The 15,255-nt window shown below is 59.3% G+C and carries 11 protein-coding genes and 1 pseudogene; 9 read left to right on the plus strand and 3 right to left on the minus strand.

The genetic code is table 11. The features are described 5' to 3' along the window. Positions 1-7: 7 nt before the first annotated feature. The 3 genes and pseudogenes from dapC to map all read right to left on the minus strand — a co-directional run. The gene (gene dapC, locus PMI25_RS00095; protein WP_007964267.1) at positions 8-1,207 is read right to left on the minus strand and encodes a succinyldiaminopimelate transaminase; all 1,200 of its coding nucleotides are present in this window, start codon (positions 1,205-1,207) and stop codon (positions 8-10) included. Positions 1,208-1,417: 210 nt separating this feature from the next. Further along, positions 1,418-4,120, minus strand: a complete 2,703-nt coding sequence (locus tag PMI25_RS00100) for a [protein-PII] uridylyltransferase (RefSeq protein WP_007964269.1) — start codon at positions 4,118-4,120, stop codon at positions 1,418-1,420. A 41-nt stretch (positions 4,121-4,161) separates the two neighbouring features. Continuing rightward, a pseudogene (map, locus tag PMI25_RS00105) lies at positions 4,162-4,998 on the minus strand (type I methionyl aminopeptidase); the annotation flags it as partial. A 320-nt stretch (positions 4,999-5,318) separates the two neighbouring features. Here map and rpsB point away from each other — a divergent pair. From rpsB to bamA, 9 genes are all read left to right on the plus strand, one after another. Beyond that, positions 5,319-6,056, plus strand: coding sequence for a 30S ribosomal protein S2 (gene rpsB, locus PMI25_RS00110; protein WP_003222119.1), 738 nt, complete (start codon positions 5,319-5,321; stop codon positions 6,054-6,056). A 203-nt stretch (positions 6,057-6,259) separates the two neighbouring features. Next, positions 6,260-7,123, plus strand: coding sequence for a translation elongation factor Ts (tsf, locus tag PMI25_RS00115; protein ID WP_003222121.1), 864 nt, complete (start codon positions 6,260-6,262; stop codon positions 7,121-7,123). Positions 7,124-7,336: 213 nt separating this feature from the next. Then, entirely contained in the window at positions 7,337-8,080 is a 744-nt protein-coding gene (pyrH, locus tag PMI25_RS00120) for a UMP kinase (RefSeq protein WP_003222124.1), read from the plus strand. Then, the gene (frr, locus tag PMI25_RS00125; protein ID WP_003222127.1) at positions 8,077-8,634 is read left to right on the plus strand and encodes a ribosome recycling factor; all 558 of its coding nucleotides are present in this window, start codon (positions 8,077-8,079) and stop codon (positions 8,632-8,634) included. The genes pyrH and frr overlap by 4 nt, the downstream gene beginning before the upstream one ends. Positions 8,635-8,648: 14 nt before the next feature. After that, positions 8,649-9,404, plus strand: a complete 756-nt coding sequence (uppS, locus tag PMI25_RS00130) for a polyprenyl diphosphate synthase (RefSeq protein ID WP_003222128.1) — start codon at positions 8,649-8,651, stop codon at positions 9,402-9,404. Beyond that, complete coding sequence (locus PMI25_RS00135) at positions 9,404-10,210, plus strand: phosphatidate cytidylyltransferase (protein WP_007964272.1); 807 nt, start codon at positions 9,404-9,406, stop codon at positions 10,208-10,210. The genes uppS and PMI25_RS00135 overlap by 1 nt, the downstream gene beginning before the upstream one ends. Further along, positions 10,207-11,397, plus strand: coding sequence for a 1-deoxy-D-xylulose-5-phosphate reductoisomerase (gene ispC / locus PMI25_RS00140; RefSeq protein ID WP_007964273.1), 1,191 nt, complete (start codon positions 10,207-10,209; stop codon positions 11,395-11,397). Before PMI25_RS00135 ends, ispC begins: the two co-directional genes overlap by 4 nt. A gap of 54 nt (positions 11,398-11,451) precedes the next feature. After that, positions 11,452-12,804, plus strand: a complete 1,353-nt coding sequence (rseP, locus tag PMI25_RS00145; RefSeq protein WP_007964274.1) for a sigma E protease regulator RseP — start codon at positions 11,452-11,454, stop codon at positions 12,802-12,804. A 74-nt stretch (positions 12,805-12,878) separates the two neighbouring features. Continuing rightward, positions 12,879-15,254: an outer membrane protein assembly factor BamA gene (gene bamA / locus PMI25_RS00150; RefSeq protein ID WP_007964275.1), complete on the plus strand. Its 2,376-nt coding sequence runs from the start codon at positions 12,879-12,881 to the stop codon at positions 15,252-15,254. The last annotated feature ends 1 nt before the right edge of the window (position 15,255 follow it).

Here is a 15,255-nt window from a genome sequence, read left to right on the forward strand (position 1 = left end):
TAGAAAGTTAGTGTTGGCGGGTAATGAAATCGCGAATCCGTTCTGCTGCTTCAACACATTCAGCCAACGGTGCAACCAGCGCCATCCGCACTCGGCCTGCGCCTGGATTGACACCGTCTGCTTCGCGCGACAGATACGAGCCTGGCACCACGGTCACGTGTTCCTGTTCGAACAAGTCGCGACAGAATGCGGCATCGTCACCGGCCACGTTCGGCCACAGATAGAAGCTGCCGTCCGGACGCTGCACATCCATCACCGGGCTGAGGATTTCCAGCACTGCATCGAACTTCTCGCGATACAACGCGCGGTTGGCGCGAACGTGCACTTCGTCATTCCAGGCGGCGACGCTGGCCAGTTGGGTTTGCACTGGCATCGCGCAGCCATGGTAAGTGCGGTACAGCAGGAAGCCCTTGAGAACGTCGGCGTCGCCCGCGACGAAACCGGAGCGCAGCCCCGGCAGATTGGAACGCTTGGACAGGCTGTGGAACACCACGCAACGCTTGAAGTCCTTGCGGCCCAATTCGACGCAGGCGCTGAGCAGGCCCGGCGGCGGGGTCTGTTCGTCGAAGTACAGTTCGCTGTAGCACTCGTCGGCGGCGATCACGAAGTCGTATTCGTCGGCCAGAGCGATGAGTTTTTTCAGCACATCGACCGGAATCAGCGCGCCGGTCGGGTTGCCAGGGGAGCACAGAAACAGGATCTGGCAGCGTTTCCAGATATCTGGCGACACGGCGTCGAAATCCGGGTTGAAGCCGTTTTCGTCCAGGCACGGCAGGTAATGCGGCTTGGCCCCGGCGAGAAACGCTGCGCCTTCGTAGATCTGATAGAACGGGTTCGGGCTGACCACCAGCGCGTCGTCGCCACGGTTGACCACGGTCTGGGTGAAGGCGAACAGCGCTTCGCGGGTACCGTTGACCGGCAGCACATTGCGCGCCGGATCAATCCAGCCGCTCGGCACGCCGAAGCGACGTTCACACCAGCCGGCGATGGCTTCGCGCAGGGCCGGGATGCCGAGGGTGGTCGGATACACCGCCATTTGATCCAGATTGTTCGCCAGCGCTTCAGCGACAAAGCTTGGCGAGCGATGTTTCGGCTCGCCGATCGACAGGGCGATCGGGCGTTTGTCCGGGTTCGGCGTGACCGTGCCAAGCAGGGCGCGGAGCTTTTCGAACGGGTAGGGCTGGAGCTGGTTCAGAGCGTTGTTCATGGGGGCCTCGTTCAATGTGGAGAGAACTCCGTGGCGAGGGGATTTATCCCCGATCGGCTGCGCAGCAGTCGCAAAACCATCGCGTGCGGTGTAGCGGATACACCGCGATTGCAGGTTTTTGGGACCGCTTCGCAACCCATCGGGGATAAATCCCCTCACCACAAAAGCCCCGGGCAGCTATATCTGCCTCCACAGGGATAGTTTGTTAATTCAAATACTGATGCGCGAAAGCTTGATATCCGGTTCCTGATTGACGCTCAGTTGCTCGACGATTGCGTCCTGCAAGCGGCTGCACAGCAGTGGGTCGGAGAGCGGCTGGTTGTGGGCGTCGGTGATGAAGAACACGTCTTCCACCCGTTCGCCCAGGGTCGCAATCTTGGCGTTCTGCAGCGACAGGTCGAATTCGAGGAAGATCCCGCCGATGCGTGCCAGCAAACCCGGGCGATCCGGGGCCGTCAGTTCCAGCACCGTCACCGGACGCTGGGCATCGTTGTGGATCGTCACCTGCGGCGCAAAGGCGAAGTGCTTGAGCTGACGCGGCACCCGGCGCTGGATGATCGTCGGGTAGTCGTCGGGGTTGCGCAGGGCTTCGGTCAGGCCGTCGCGGATCTGTTTGATCCGGGTCGGGTTGTCACCGATGGATTCACCGTCGTTATCGAGCACGATGTAGGTGTCGAGGGTGAACTGGCTGCTCGAGGTGATGACCCGGGCGTCGTGAATGTTCAGGTTGAGCTGGTCCATCGCGGCCACGGTCACCGCGAAGAAGTCGTGCTGGTCGGGGGCATAAATGAAGATCTGCGTGCCGCCCTCGAACTCGCGCTGGGTGGTTTCCTTGATCAGCACCAGCGGACCGCCGTCGGCCGGCTGCTGCAGGATCGCGTCACTGTGCCAGGCCACGTCGCCGGCGGTGTGACGCAGGAAATAGTCATCACCCAACTGTGCCCACAACTGCTCGACGTCATCCGGGTCGGTACCGCCGCGCACCAGGATGTCCAGCGCCGCACTCTGGGTCTGGCGAATCTGCTCTTCGCGATCGACCGGGTTTTCCAGGCCTCGGCGCAGGGCGCGCTTGGTCTCGGTGTAGAGCTGGCGCAACAGGCTGGCGCGCCACGAATTCCACAGCGTCGGGTTGGTCGCGTTGATGTCGGCCACGGTCAGCACGTACAGGTAGTCCAGACGGGTTTCGTCGCTGACGATTTGCGCGAAATCGTGGATCACCTGCGGATCGGAGAGGTCCTTGCGCTGCGCGGTGGTCGACATCACCAGATGGTTCTGCACCAGCCAGACGATCAGGCGGCTGTCCCAAAGCGGCAACTGATGGCGCTGGCAGAACGCTTCGGCATCGACCGCGCCGATGTCCGAGTGATCGCCATGCCGGCCCTTGCCGATGTCGTGATACAGACCGGCCATGTAGATCAGTTCGGGCTTGGGCAGTTTGGCCATGAGCTTGGCGGCCAACGGGAATTTTTCCGACACCTGGGTGTACTGCAACTTACGCAGGTGTTTGATCAGGTTCAGGGTGTGCGCATCGACCGTATAGATGTGGAACAGGTCATGCTGCATCTGCCCGACGATGAAGCCGAACTCCGGCAGATAGCGTCCGAGGATGCCGTAGCGGTTCATTCGCCGCAGGTTGCGGTGGATGCCGATCTTGCACTTGAACAGCTCGATGAACAGGCTGGTGTTGCGGATGTCGTTGCGGAAGTTGTCGTCGATCAGGTGCCGGTTTTCGCGCAGCAGACGAATGGTGTCGGCGCGCACGCCTTTGATTTCCGGCTGCTGGGCCATCAGCACGAAGATTTCGAGCATGGCGAACGGCGTGCGGCGGAACACGTTGTCGTTGCGTGCCTCGATGTAACCGTCATGCAACTGGAAGCGCGAGTTGATCGGCTGCGGCGGCGCTTCGTCTTCCGGGGCAAGGATCACTTCCTCGAAGTGCTGGATGATCAGGTCGCTGAGCTGGGCGATGCTCATCACCACGCGGAAATACTGCTGCATGAAGTTTTCGACCGCCTGTTTGGCGTCGTCGCCTTCAAAACCGAGCAGGCCGGCGATGGTCCGTTGATGATCGAACAGCAGGCGGTCTTCCGAGCGTCCGGCGAGCATGTGCAGGGCGTAACGCACTTTCCAGAGAAACTCCTGGGACGACGCCAACAGCGCGTTTTCGCTCTCGACCAGGAAACCTTCGCCGGCGAGGGCGCGCAGGTTCAGGGTGCCGTACTGACGCCGGGCCACCCACAGAATCGTCTGAATATCCCGCAGGCCGCCGGGCGAGCCTTTGACGTTGGGTTCCAGGTTGTATTCGGTGTCGTTGTACTTGTGGTGACGGGCCTTTTGCTCGGCGCGTTTGGCCAGGAAAAACTCCTTGGCCGGCCACATGTGGGCCGTGCTGGTGACATCGAGCATGCGCTGGCGCAGACGCTCGGGGCCGCAGATGGTGCGGCTTTCCATCAGGTTGGTGACCACCGTCAGGTCGGCGCGGGCCTCTTCGGCGCATTCGTCGACCGAGCGCACGCTCTGACCGACTTCCAGACCGATGTCCCACAGCAGCGTCAGAAAACGCTCGATGGAATCGCGGAAGACTTCGTGATCGGCGCTGTCCAGCAGGATCAGCAGGTCGATGTCGGAATAGGGGTGCAACTCACCCCGGCCGTAGCCGCCGACCGCGACCAGAGCGATATCGGCGTCTTCGCTCCAGTTGAACTGCTCCCAGGCCTTTTGCAGGATGTTGTCGACGAACCACGCCCGGTCTTCGATCAGCCGGCGGATGTCGCGGCCACTGCGAAAACGCGTGTCGAGGACCTCGCGGGCCTGGCGGATCGCCTTCTTGAACGCCGCGATGGGACTCGCTTTCAGGGCCAGTTCAGCCTGGAACTGGCCGCGGTCGAAGAGTTCGGGATCCACCTGCGGCATCGATTGGCTTTCCTTCTATAAGGCTGGGAGCGTTCTTGGGATCAGGCCGAGACGCGCGGGATGGTGTCGTCGGCGCGCAGGGTGAAGATCTCGTAGCCGGTGTCGGTCACCAGCAGGGTGTGTTCCCACTGTGCCGAGAGCTTGCGGTCCTTGGTGATCGCGGTCCAGCCGTCGCCCAGTACCTTGGTGTCGGCCTTGCCCTGGTTGATCATCGGCTCGATGGTGAAGGTCATGCCGGCCTTCAGTTCCATGCCGGTGCCGGCACGGCCGTAATGCAGGATCTGTGGCTCTTCGTGGAACACCTTGCCGATGCCGTGGCCGCAGAATTCGCGAACCACCGAGAAGCCGTTCTTTTCCGCGTGCTTCTGGATGATTTCACCGATGTCGCCGAGGCGGCAGCCAGGCTTGACGATTTCGATCGCCTTGTACATGCATTCCTGGGTGACCTGCGACAGGCGCTCGGCCCAGACCGGCACTTCGCCGACGTGGAACATGCGGCTGGTGTCGCCGTGGTAACCGTCCTTGATCACGGTGACGTCGATGTTCAGGGTGTCGCCATTCTTCAGTGGCTTGTCATTCGGAATGCCGTGGCAGACCACGTGGTTGATCGAGGTGCAGATCGACTTCGGGTAGCCCTTGTAGTTGAGCGGGGCAGGGATGGCCTGCTGCACGTTGACGATGTAGTCGTGGCAGATCTGGTTCAGTTGATCGGTGGTAACGCCCGGTTTGACGTGTTCGGCAATCATTTCCAGCACATCGGCGGCCAGTTTGCCGGCGACACGCATGCCAGCGATGTCCTCGGGGGTTTTGAGGTTGACGGTCATACAGGCTCTCTCTGCGCTCGGCGGCGCTTGCTGATACGGACGAGGGTGGCAGGTGTGCGATTTGCGACCCTGAAAAACCCGATTCTAACAGACGAAAGGCGCAAATCCGCGCCTGCATGCATCGTCTCTCTCTATACAATGGTGGGCCTTGAGGCGATTCCAAGGGGGCTGCGCCCATGTCCCTGGTGCGATTACAGATTCCGGGTTCCGTTTCTGCGCACCCTGTGGTATAAAATGCGCCGCTTTCCGGGGATACCCCGAAAAGCTTAAATCCACACACGTGTCGACACGATGACCTGGGTGCCTTTGGCTTTATGCTACTGGTTGGTCATTGGGATACGTGGAGGCCAAACCCGACTTATTAAGGAACTATCATGTCCCAAGTCAACATGCGCGATATGCTGAAGGCCGGTGTGCACTTCGGTCACCAAACCCGTTACTGGAATCCGAAAATGGGTAAGTACATTTTCGGCGCGCGTAACAAGATTCACATCATCAACCTTGAAAAAACCCTGCCAATGTTCAACGAAGCTCTGACTTTCGTAGAGCGTCTGGCCCAGGGCAAAAACAAGATTCTGTTCGTCGGCACCAAGCGTTCCGCTGGCAAGATCGTTGCTGAAGAAGCAGCACGTTGCGGTTCGCCGTACGTCGATCACCGCTGGTTGGGCGGCATGCTGACCAACTTCAAAACCATTCGTGCTTCCATCAAGCGTCTGCGTGACCTTGAAGTTCAAGCCGAAGACGGTACTTTCGCCAAGCTGACCAAGAAAGAAGCGCTGATGCGCTCCCGTGACCTGGAAAAGCTGGATCGTTCGCTGGGCGGCATCAAGGACATGGGCGGTCTGCCAGACGCACTGTTCGTGATCGACGTTGACCACGAGCGCATCGCGATCACCGAAGCCAACAAGCTGGGCATCCCGGTCATCGGCGTTGTCGATACCAACAGCAGCCCGGAAGGCGTTGACTACATCATCCCAGGCAACGATGACGCAATCCGCGCTATCCAGCTGTACATGGGTTCGATGGCTGACGCAGTGATCCGTGGTCGCAACAATGTTGCTGGCGGCACTGTTGAATTCGCAGCTGAAGAAACTCAGGCTGCAGCTGAGTAATCGACGCCCTGGCGTTGACTCAGTAAGCAAAAAGGGGGCTTGGCCCCCTTTTTGCCACCTCGAAAACCGTTTGTTGGCGCCCACTTGTGGCAGCGCACCTCCTGCATTTGTAACGTGCAGCAGCTACAAGGTGTTTCGGGAAGAATTGAACGCCCGTTCGATCGGGTGGAATGGTTGAAAACCTATCCAAGAGGAATTTGAAAATGGCAGCAATTACTGCAGCGTTGGTTAAAGAACTGCGCGAGCGTACCGGCGAAGGCATGATGGACTGCAAGAAAGCCCTGGAAAAGGCTGACGGCGACATCGAAAAAGCCATTGATGACATGCGTGCTTCGGGCGCGATCAAGGCTGCGAAAAAGGCTGGCAACGTTGCCGCTGAAGGCGCAATCGCAATCAAGGACGACGGTAAGGCTGCCGTTATCCTGGAAGTGAACTCGCAGACCGACTTCCTCGCTCTGCAAGACGACTTCAAGAACTTCGTTGCTGCCAGCGTTGAAAAAGCTTTCGCTGACAAGCTGACCGACGCAGCTCCGCTGATCGCTTCGCAAGAAGCTGCTCGCGAAGCACTGGTTGCCAAAGTAGGCGAGAACGTCAACATCCGTCGTCTGACCCGTATCGAAGGTGACGTTGTAGGTTCTTACCTGCACGGCAACAAGATCGGTGTTGTTGTGGCTCTGAAAGGCGGTGACGTCGAGCTGGCCAAAGACATCGCGATGCACGTAGCTGCGAGCAACCCTGAGTTCCTGCTGCCTTCGCAAGTTTCGGCTGAAGCGATCGAGCGTGAAAAAGCTGTGTTCCTGCAGCTGAACGAAGAGAAGATCAAAGGCAAGCCAGAAAACATTGTTGAGAACATGGTCAAAGGCCGTATCAGCAAGTTCCTGGCAGAAGCAAGCCTGGTTGAGCAGGCGTTCGTCAAGAACCCTGAAATCAAGGTTGGCGAGCTGGCCAAGAAAGGCGGCGCGGAAATCGTTTCCTTCACCTACTTCAAAGTAGGCGAAGGCATCGAGAAGCCGGTCGACAACTTCGCTGAAGAAGTTGCTGCCCAGCTGGCTGCCGCCAAGCAATAAGACAGTTTTTTCAACTGTCGCCCGAAAGAGGCTGCCCGCTCACGCGCGCAGCCTCTTTTCAGATGGGGTTACCAATTTTTAATTGGTTTCCACTGGGAACTGGCTTACAAAGCCAGGTTCCGATGGCGCTGAAGCAGCGCCAAGCTAGAGTGAACGGCAGCTGTAAAACAGCTTGCACAGAATTTTTTAAATACGCCGCAGGAGAGATTCGCAATGGCTCAGCAGGGCAGTGGTTATCAGGCTCGCTATAAACGCATTCTACTCAAGCTTAGCGGCGAGGCCCTGATGGGCTCGGAAGAGTTCGGGATCGATCCAAAAGTGCTGGATCGGATGGCGCTGGAAGTCGGCCAGCTGGTCGGCATCGGCGTACAGGTCGGTCTGGTGATCGGCGGTGGCAACCTGTTCCGTGGCGAGGCCTTGAGCAAGGCTGGCATGGATCGGGTGACAGGCGACCACATGGGCATGCTGGCCACTGTGATGAACGCCCTGGCCATGCGCGATGCGCTGGAACGTGCCAATATCTCGGCCATCGTGATGTCGGCCATTTCCATGGTTGGCGTGACCGATCACTATGATCGCCGCAAAGCCATGCGCCACCTGAACTCCAAGGATGTGGTGATTTTCGCCGCCGGTACCGGCAATCCGTTCTTTACCACGGATTCGGCAGCCTGCCTGCGTGCCATCGAGATCGACGCTGACGTCGTTCTGAAGGCGACCAAGGTCGATGGCGTCTATACCGCTGACCCGTTCAAAGACCCGCATGCCGAGAAGTTCGATCATCTGACTTATGATGAAGTGCTGGATCGCAAGCTGGGTGTAATGGATCTGACAGCTATTTGCCTGTGCCGCGACCACAAAATGCCGCTGCGCGTATTCAACATGAACAAGCCTGGCGCCCTGCTGAACATCGTGCATGGCGGCGCTGAAGGCACCCTGATCGAGGAAGGTCAACAATGATCAACGAAATCAAGAAAGACGCTCAAGAGCGCATGCAGAAATCCCTGGACTCTCTGGCCCATGCATTCGGCCAGATTCGTACCGGCAAGGCTCACCCAAGCATCCTGGGCAGCGTGATGGTGCCGTACTACGGCGCAGACACTTCCATTACTCAGGTGGCCAACATCACTGTAAAAGACTCCCGCACCCTGCAAGTTGTCGCTTTCGAGCGCAACATGCTGGCGGCCGTCGACAAAGCGATCCAGAGCGCCGGTCTGAACCTGAACCCGACCAACCTGGGTGAGCTGCTGCTGATCTCCATGCCGGCCCTGACCGAAGAAACCCGTAAAGGCTTCACCAAGCAGGCGCGTGCAGCAGCCGAAGATGCGCGTGTTGCTGTGCGCAATATCCGTCGTGATGCGCTGGGCGATCTGAAAAAACTGGTCAAGGATAAAGAAATCAGCGAAGACGAAGAGCGTCGTGCCACCGCTGATATCGACAAGCTGACCAAAGACTTCGAGGCCCAGATCACCAAGGCCACGGACGAGAAAGAAAAAGACCTGATGGCCGTATAAGGGTCGAGTTTTAAATGGACAAGACCAAGCAGTCTGCGCCGTCCGCGGTGCCGCGCCATGTCGCGATCATCATGGATGGCAATAATCGCTGGGCGAAAAAACGCTTTATGCCGGGTGTTGCCGGGCATAAGGCTGGCGTGGATGCTGTGCGGGCAGTGATTGAGGTGTGTGCCGAGGCCAAGGTCGAAGTGCTCACCCTGTTCGCCTTTTCCAGTGAGAACTGGCAGCGTCCGGCCGATGAAGTCAGTGCCTTGATGGATCTGTTTTTCAAGGCGCTGCGTCGTGAGGCCAAGCGCCTCAACGACAACAACATCAGCTTGCGCATCATCGGCGATCGCTCGCGCTTCCATCCTGAACTTCAGGCGGCGATGCGCGAAGCAGAAGCCATGACGGCCGGCGCCAACCGCTTCATCCTGCAGATCGCCGCCAACTACGGCGGTCAGTGGGATATTGCCCAGGCGGCGCAGCGTCTGGCGCGTGAAGTCCAGGCCGGGCATCTGCGTCCGGAAGACATCACTCCGGATCTGCTGCAGACCTGTCTGGCCACCGGCGACCTGCCGTTGCCGGACCTGTGCATCCGCACCGGTGGCGAGCACCGCATCAGCAACTTTCTGCTGTGGCAACTGGCATACGCCGAGTTGTACTTCTCCGACCTGTTCTGGCCGGACTTCAAACACGAAGCCATGCGCACCGCGCTGGCCGATTTCGCTTCGCGCCAGCGTCGCTTCGGTAAAACGAGCGAACAGGTCGAAGCTGGAGCCCGGGTTTAATGCTTAAACAACGAATCATCACTGCGCTGATCCTGCTGCCGATCGCTTTGTGCGGGTTTTTCCTGCTCGAAGGATCCGGTTTTGCGCTGTTCATCGGTCTGGTCGTGAGCCTGGGCGCCTGGGAATGGGCGCGTCTGGCGGGCTTTACCGCGCAGTCGTTCCGTGTCGGCTTTGCCGCTGTCGTCGCGCTGATGCTATTCGTCATGTACGTCCTGCCGGGCCTCGCCCCTTGGGTGTTGGGCGCTTCGGTGTTGTGGTGGGCGGTGGCGACGTACCTGGTGCTGACCTATCCGCGCTCGAGCGAGCACTGGTCCACGGCGGCCACCAAGCTGGTGATCGGCTTGCTGATCCTGCTGCCGGCCTGGCAAGGGCTGGTGCAGATCAAGCAGTACCCATTGGGTAACTGGCTGATCATGGCCGTGATGGTGCTGGTCTGGGGTGCCGACATCGGTGCCTATTTCTCCGGCCGTGCCTTCGGCAAGCGCAAGCTGGCGCCGCAAGTCAGCCCGGGTAAAAGCTGGGAAGGCGTTTACGGTGGCCTGGCGCTGAGTCTGGTGATCACTGCGATCGTTGGCCTGGTTCGCGACTGGACGGTGGCTGAACTGCTCAAGGGGCTGATCGGCGCTGCGTTGATCGTATTCATTTCGGTGGTGGGCGATCTCACCGAAAGCATGTTCAAGCGCCAGTCCGGCATCAAGGACAGCAGCAACCTGCTGCCCGGTCATGGCGGTGTGCTTGATCGCATCGACAGCCTGACCGCTGCGATCCCGATTTTCGCTGTATTGCTGTGGATGGCTGCACCGTGAGCCGCCCGCAACAGATTACCGTTCTGGGAGCCACCGGCTCGATCGGTCTGAGCACCCTCGACGTCATCGCTCGGCATCCCGAGCGTTATCAGGTTTTCGCCCTGAGCGGCTTCACGCGCCTGAGCGAGTTGCTGGCCTTGTGCATCCGCCATGTGCCGCAGTTTGCCGTGGTGCCGGAAGTGGCGGCGGCGCGCGGTTTGCAGGACGACCTGCGGGCTGCCGGTTTGCCCACTCGCGTATTGGTCGGGGAGGAGGGTCTCTGCCAGGTCGCCTCCGCGCCCGAAGTCGATGCCGTGATGGCCGCCATCGTCGGTGCCGCGGGCTTGCGCCCGACGCTGGCGGCGGTGCAGGCCGGGAAGAAAATCCTTCTGGCCAACAAAGAAGCGTTGGTGATGTCCGGCGCGCTGTTCATGCAGGCCGTGCACAAGAGCGGCTCGGTGTTGCTGCCGATCGACAGCGAACACAACGCGATCTTCCAGTGCATGCCGCAGGATTTTGCCCGCGGTCTGGGTGTGGTCGGCGTGCGGCGGATTTTGCTAACGGCATCGGGCGGTCCGTTCCGCCAGACACCGATGAGCGAGCTGGCGCATGTCTCGCCTGATCAGGCATGTGCGCACCCGAACTGGTCCATGGGGCGCAAGATCTCGGTGGATTCGGCCAGCATGATGAACAAGGGCCTGGAGTTGATCGAGGCCTGCTGGCTGTTCGACGCCAAGCCGTCGCAGGTCGAGGTGGTGATCCATCCGCAGAGTGTGATTCACTCGCTGGTCGATTATGTGGATGGCTCGGTATTGGCGCAGTTGGGCAACCCTGACATGCGCACGCCGATTGCCAACGCATTGGCCTGGCCTGAGCGGATCGACTCGGGTGTGGCACCGCTGGATCTGTTTGCCGTTGCGCGCCTGGATTTCGAGGCACCGGACGAACAGCGCTTCCCTTGTCTGCGCTTGGCGCGACAGGCGGCGGAGGCCGGCAACAGTGCGCCGGCCATGCTCAATGCGGCCAACGAAGTGGCAGTCGCGGCGTTTCTCGACGGACGCATTGGCTATCTGGAAATCGCGAGTATCATCGAGGACGTGCTGAACCTCGAGCCAGTGGTCGCGCTTGAGGATCTGGATGCGGTGTTTACCGCAGACGCGAAAGCGCGGATTCTGGCCGAACAATGGCTTGATCGTCGCGGCCGATAGCCGTTGCAGAACCATGGCGTCACGCGGCACTGAACAGGATTGCGGAGAAAGTAGATGAGCGCGCTCTATATGATTGCCGGCACCCTGATCGCTTTGGGTGTGCTGGTCACCTTTCACGAATTCGGCCATTTCTGGGTCGCGCGTCGCTGTGGCGTCAAGGTTTTACGTTTTTCCGTGGGCTTCGGCATGCCCCTGCTGCGCTGGCACGACAAGCAGGGCACCGAGTTTGTCGTCGCCGCGATTCCGCTGGGCGGCTACGTCAAAATGCTCGATGAGCGTGAGGGCGAAGTGCCGGCCGATCAGCTTCATCAATCCTTCAATCGCAAGTCGGTTCGCCAGCGCATCGCCATTGTCGCGGCGGGACCGATCGCCAACTTCCTGCTGGCTCTGGTGTTTTTCTGGGTGCTGGCCATGCTCGGCAGCGAGCAGATCCGTCCGGTCATCGGTGCCGTCGAATCCGGCAGCATCGCGGCCAAGGCCGGTTTGAATGCCGGTCAGGAAATCGTCGCTATCGATGGTGAGCCGACTTCCGGTTGGGCGGCGGTCAATTTGCAGCTGGTCCGTCGTCTTGGGGAAAGTGGTTCCCTGCAGTTGCTCGTGCGTGAGCAGGGGGCTACCGCGGATACGCCGCGCGAATTGGCGCTGGATCACTGGCTCAAAGGGGCTGATGAGCCTGATCCGATTCGCTCGCTGGGTATTCGCCCATGGCGGCCGGCGTTGCCGCCGGTGCTGGCCGAGCTCGATCCAAAAGGTCCGGCGCAGGCCGCTGGTCTGAAAACCGGAGACCGCCTGTTGTCGCTCGATGGCCAGGCGCTGGGTGACTGGCAGCAGGTGGTCGATACCGTTCGTACGCGTCCTGATACCAAAATCTTGCTGCGCGTCGAGCGCGACGGTGCTCAAATCGACGTCCCGGTGACCCTGGCAGCACGCGGTGAAAGCAAGGCGCCAAGCGGTTATCTCGGGGCTGGCGTGAAAGCTGTGGACTGGCCGCCGGAAATGATCCGCGAGGTCAGTTATGGCCCGTTGGCCGCGATTGGCGAGGGTGCCCGGCGTACCTGGACCATGAGCATCCTGACGCTGGACTCACTGAAGAAAATGCTGTTTGGCGAGCTCTCGGTAAAAAACTTGAGTGGGCCGATAACCATTGCTAAAGTGGCGGGCGCTTCTGCCCAGTCGGGCGTTGCTGATTTCCTGAATTTCCTTGCTTATCTGAGTATTAGCCTGGGGGTTCTGAATTTGCTGCCCATTCCTGTACTGGATGGGGGGCATTTGTTGTTTTATCTGATTGAGTGGGTGCGTGGTCGCCCCTTGTCGGATCGGGTGCAAGGTTGGGGGGTGCAGATCGGTATCAGTTTGGTGGTCGGAGTGATGTTGCTTGCTCTGGTCAATGATCTGGGTCGACTGTAAAGCTTCGCTGAATTGCGAATCTGCCGCATTTTGCGGCAGTTTGTTTATTGCCAGTTGGAATAAGAAAGGACTTCATGAAACGTCTGCTGCTAACTGCGGTTCTCACCGTATTGATGATCGCCGAAGTTCACGCCGAGTCCTTCACTATCTCTGATATTCGCGTCAACGGCCTCCAGCGGGTCTCCGCGGGTAGCGTCTTTGGTGCCTTGCCGTTGAACGTCGGCGAGCAGGCGGATGATCGTCGCCTGGTGGAATCCACTCGTGCGTTGTTCAAAACCGGTTTCTTTCAAGATATCCAGCTGGGCCGCGAAGGCAACGTTCTGGTGATCACGGTCGTCGAACGTCCGTCGGTCGCGAGTATCGAGATCGAAGGCAACAAGGCGATCTCTACCGAAGACCTGATGAAAGGCCTGAAGCAGTCCGGTCTGTCCGAAGGCGAGATTTTCCAGCGCGCCACCCTCGAGGGTGTCCGTAACGAACTGCAACGTCAGTACGTTGCCCAGGGCCGTTACTCGGCGACCGTCGATACCGAAGTGGTTTCGCAGCCGCGTAACCGTGTGGCGCTGAAAGTGAAGATCAACGAAGGCACCGTGGCTGCCATCCAGCACATCAACGTGGTGGGTAACACGGTCTTCCCTGATGACGATCTGATCGACCTGTTCGAGCTGAAAACCACCAACTGGCTGTCGTTCTTCAAGAACGATGACAAGTACGCCCGTGAAAAACTCTCCGGTGACCTGGAGCGCCTGCGTTCCTACTACCTGGACCGTGGCTACATCAACATGGATATCGCTTCGACCCAGGTGTCCATCACCCCGGACAAGAAGCACGTCTATATCACCGTCAACATCACCGAAGGCGAGAAGTACACCGTTCGTGACGTCAAACTCAGCGGTGACCTGAAAGTGCCTGAAGACCAGGTCAAGTCGCTGTTGCTGGTGCAGAAAGGCCAGGTGTTCTCGCGCAAGCTGATGACCACCACTTCCGAACTGATCACTCGCCGTCTGGGTAACGAGGGTTACACCTTCGCCAACGTCAACGGCATACCTCAGCCGCATGACGATGATCACACCGTGGACATTCTGTTCGCCGTGGATCCGGGCAAGCGCGCCTACGTCAACCGCATCAACTTCCGTGGCAACACCAAGTCCGAGGACGAAGTGCTGCGTCGTGAAATGCGTCAGATGGAAGGTGGCTGGGCTTCGACCTACCTGATCGACCAGTCCAAGACCCGTCTTGAACGTCTGGGCTTCTTTAAAGAAGTGAACGTCGAGACGCCGGCTGTTCCGGGTGTCGACGACCAGGTTGACGTGAACTACGCCGTTGAAGAACAAGCCTCCGGTTCGATCACCGCCAGTGTCGGTTTCGCCCAGAGCGCCGGTCTGATCCTCGGTGGTTCGATCACTCAGAACAACTTCCTGGGTACTGGTAACCGTGTGAGCGTGGGCCTGACCCGCAGCGAATACCAGAGCCGCTACAACTTCGGCTACGTTGATCCCTACTGGACCGCCGATGGCGTGAGCCTGGGCTACAACGCGTTCTATCGCACCACCGACTACAAAGACCTCGACGTCGACGTAGCGAGCTATGCGGTAGACAGCCTGGGTGCCGGCGTCAACGTTGGCTACCCGATCAGCGAGACTTCGCGTCTGACCTTCGGTCTGTCCGCTCAACAGGACAAGATCAAGACCGGTCAGTACACCGTTGACGAAATCTTCGACTTCGTTAACAAGGAAGGCGACAACTACCTGAACTTCAAGGCTTCGGCCGGCTGGTCCGAGTCGACCCTGAACAAGGGCGTACTGCCGACCCGTGGCCGTTCCCAGAGCCTGACTCTGGAAACCACGATTCCAGGCAGCGACCTGTCGTTCTACAAACTCGACTACCGTGGCCAGTTGTTCCAGCCGATCACCGAGAACTACACCCTGCGTCTGCACACCGAGCTGGGTTATGGCGACGGGTATGGTTCGACCGACGGCTTGCCGTTCTATGAAAACTACTATGCTGGTGGTTTCAACTCGGTTCGTGGCTTCAAGGACAGTACTTTGGGTCCTCGCAGTACCCCAAGTCGTGGTACTAACCCGGGCACTTCGGTCGACCCGGACCAGGATCCGCTGCCGTTCGGTGGCAACGTATTGATCCAGGGCGGTGTCGAGGTTCTGTTCCCGCTGCCGTTCGTCAAGGATCAACGCTCCCTGCGTACCTCGGTATTCTGGGATGTGGGTAACGTTTTCGATTCGCAGTGCAAGGACACCACCAACGCGAATGGCTCGACGTCCAACACCAAGTGTAACGACATCAGCCTGAGCAACATGGCCAGTTCCGTTGGTGTGGGTGTGACCTGGGTCACCGCACTGGGTCCTCTGAGTTTTGCTCTGGCGATGCCGGTCAAGAAACCGGATAACGCTGAAACTCAAGTGTTCCAATTCTCCCTCGGCCAGACGTTCTAAG

The organism is Pseudomonas sp. GM30 (assembly GCF_000282275.2).
Taxonomy (GTDB): domain Bacteria; phylum Pseudomonadota; class Gammaproteobacteria; order Pseudomonadales; family Pseudomonadaceae; genus Aquipseudomonas.

Excerpts from the sequence above, each read along its gene's own strand:
- dapC (WP_007964267.1), bottom strand. The coding sequence starts at position 1,207 with ATGAACAACGCTCTGAACCAGCTCCAGCCCTACCCGTTCGAAAAGCTC.
- PMI25_RS00100 (WP_007964269.1), bottom strand. The coding sequence starts at position 4,120 with ATGCCGCAGGTGGATCCCGAACTCTTCGACCGCGGCCAGTTCCAGGCT.
- rpsB (WP_003222119.1), top strand. The coding sequence starts at position 5,319 with ATGTCCCAAGTCAACATGCGCGATATGCTGAAGGCCGGTGTGCACTTC.
- tsf (WP_003222121.1), top strand. The coding sequence starts at position 6,260 with ATGGCAGCAATTACTGCAGCGTTGGTTAAAGAACTGCGCGAGCGTACC.
- pyrH (WP_003222124.1), top strand. The coding sequence starts at position 7,337 with ATGGCTCAGCAGGGCAGTGGTTATCAGGCTCGCTATAAACGCATTCTA.
- frr (WP_003222127.1), top strand. The coding sequence starts at position 8,077 with ATGATCAACGAAATCAAGAAAGACGCTCAAGAGCGCATGCAGAAATCC.
- uppS (WP_003222128.1), top strand. The coding sequence starts at position 8,649 with ATGGACAAGACCAAGCAGTCTGCGCCGTCCGCGGTGCCGCGCCATGTC.
- PMI25_RS00135 (WP_007964272.1), top strand. The coding sequence starts at position 9,404 with ATGCTTAAACAACGAATCATCACTGCGCTGATCCTGCTGCCGATCGCT.
- rseP (WP_007964274.1), top strand. The coding sequence starts at position 11,452 with ATGAGCGCGCTCTATATGATTGCCGGCACCCTGATCGCTTTGGGTGTG.
- bamA (WP_007964275.1), top strand. The coding sequence starts at position 12,879 with ATGAAACGTCTGCTGCTAACTGCGGTTCTCACCGTATTGATGATCGCC.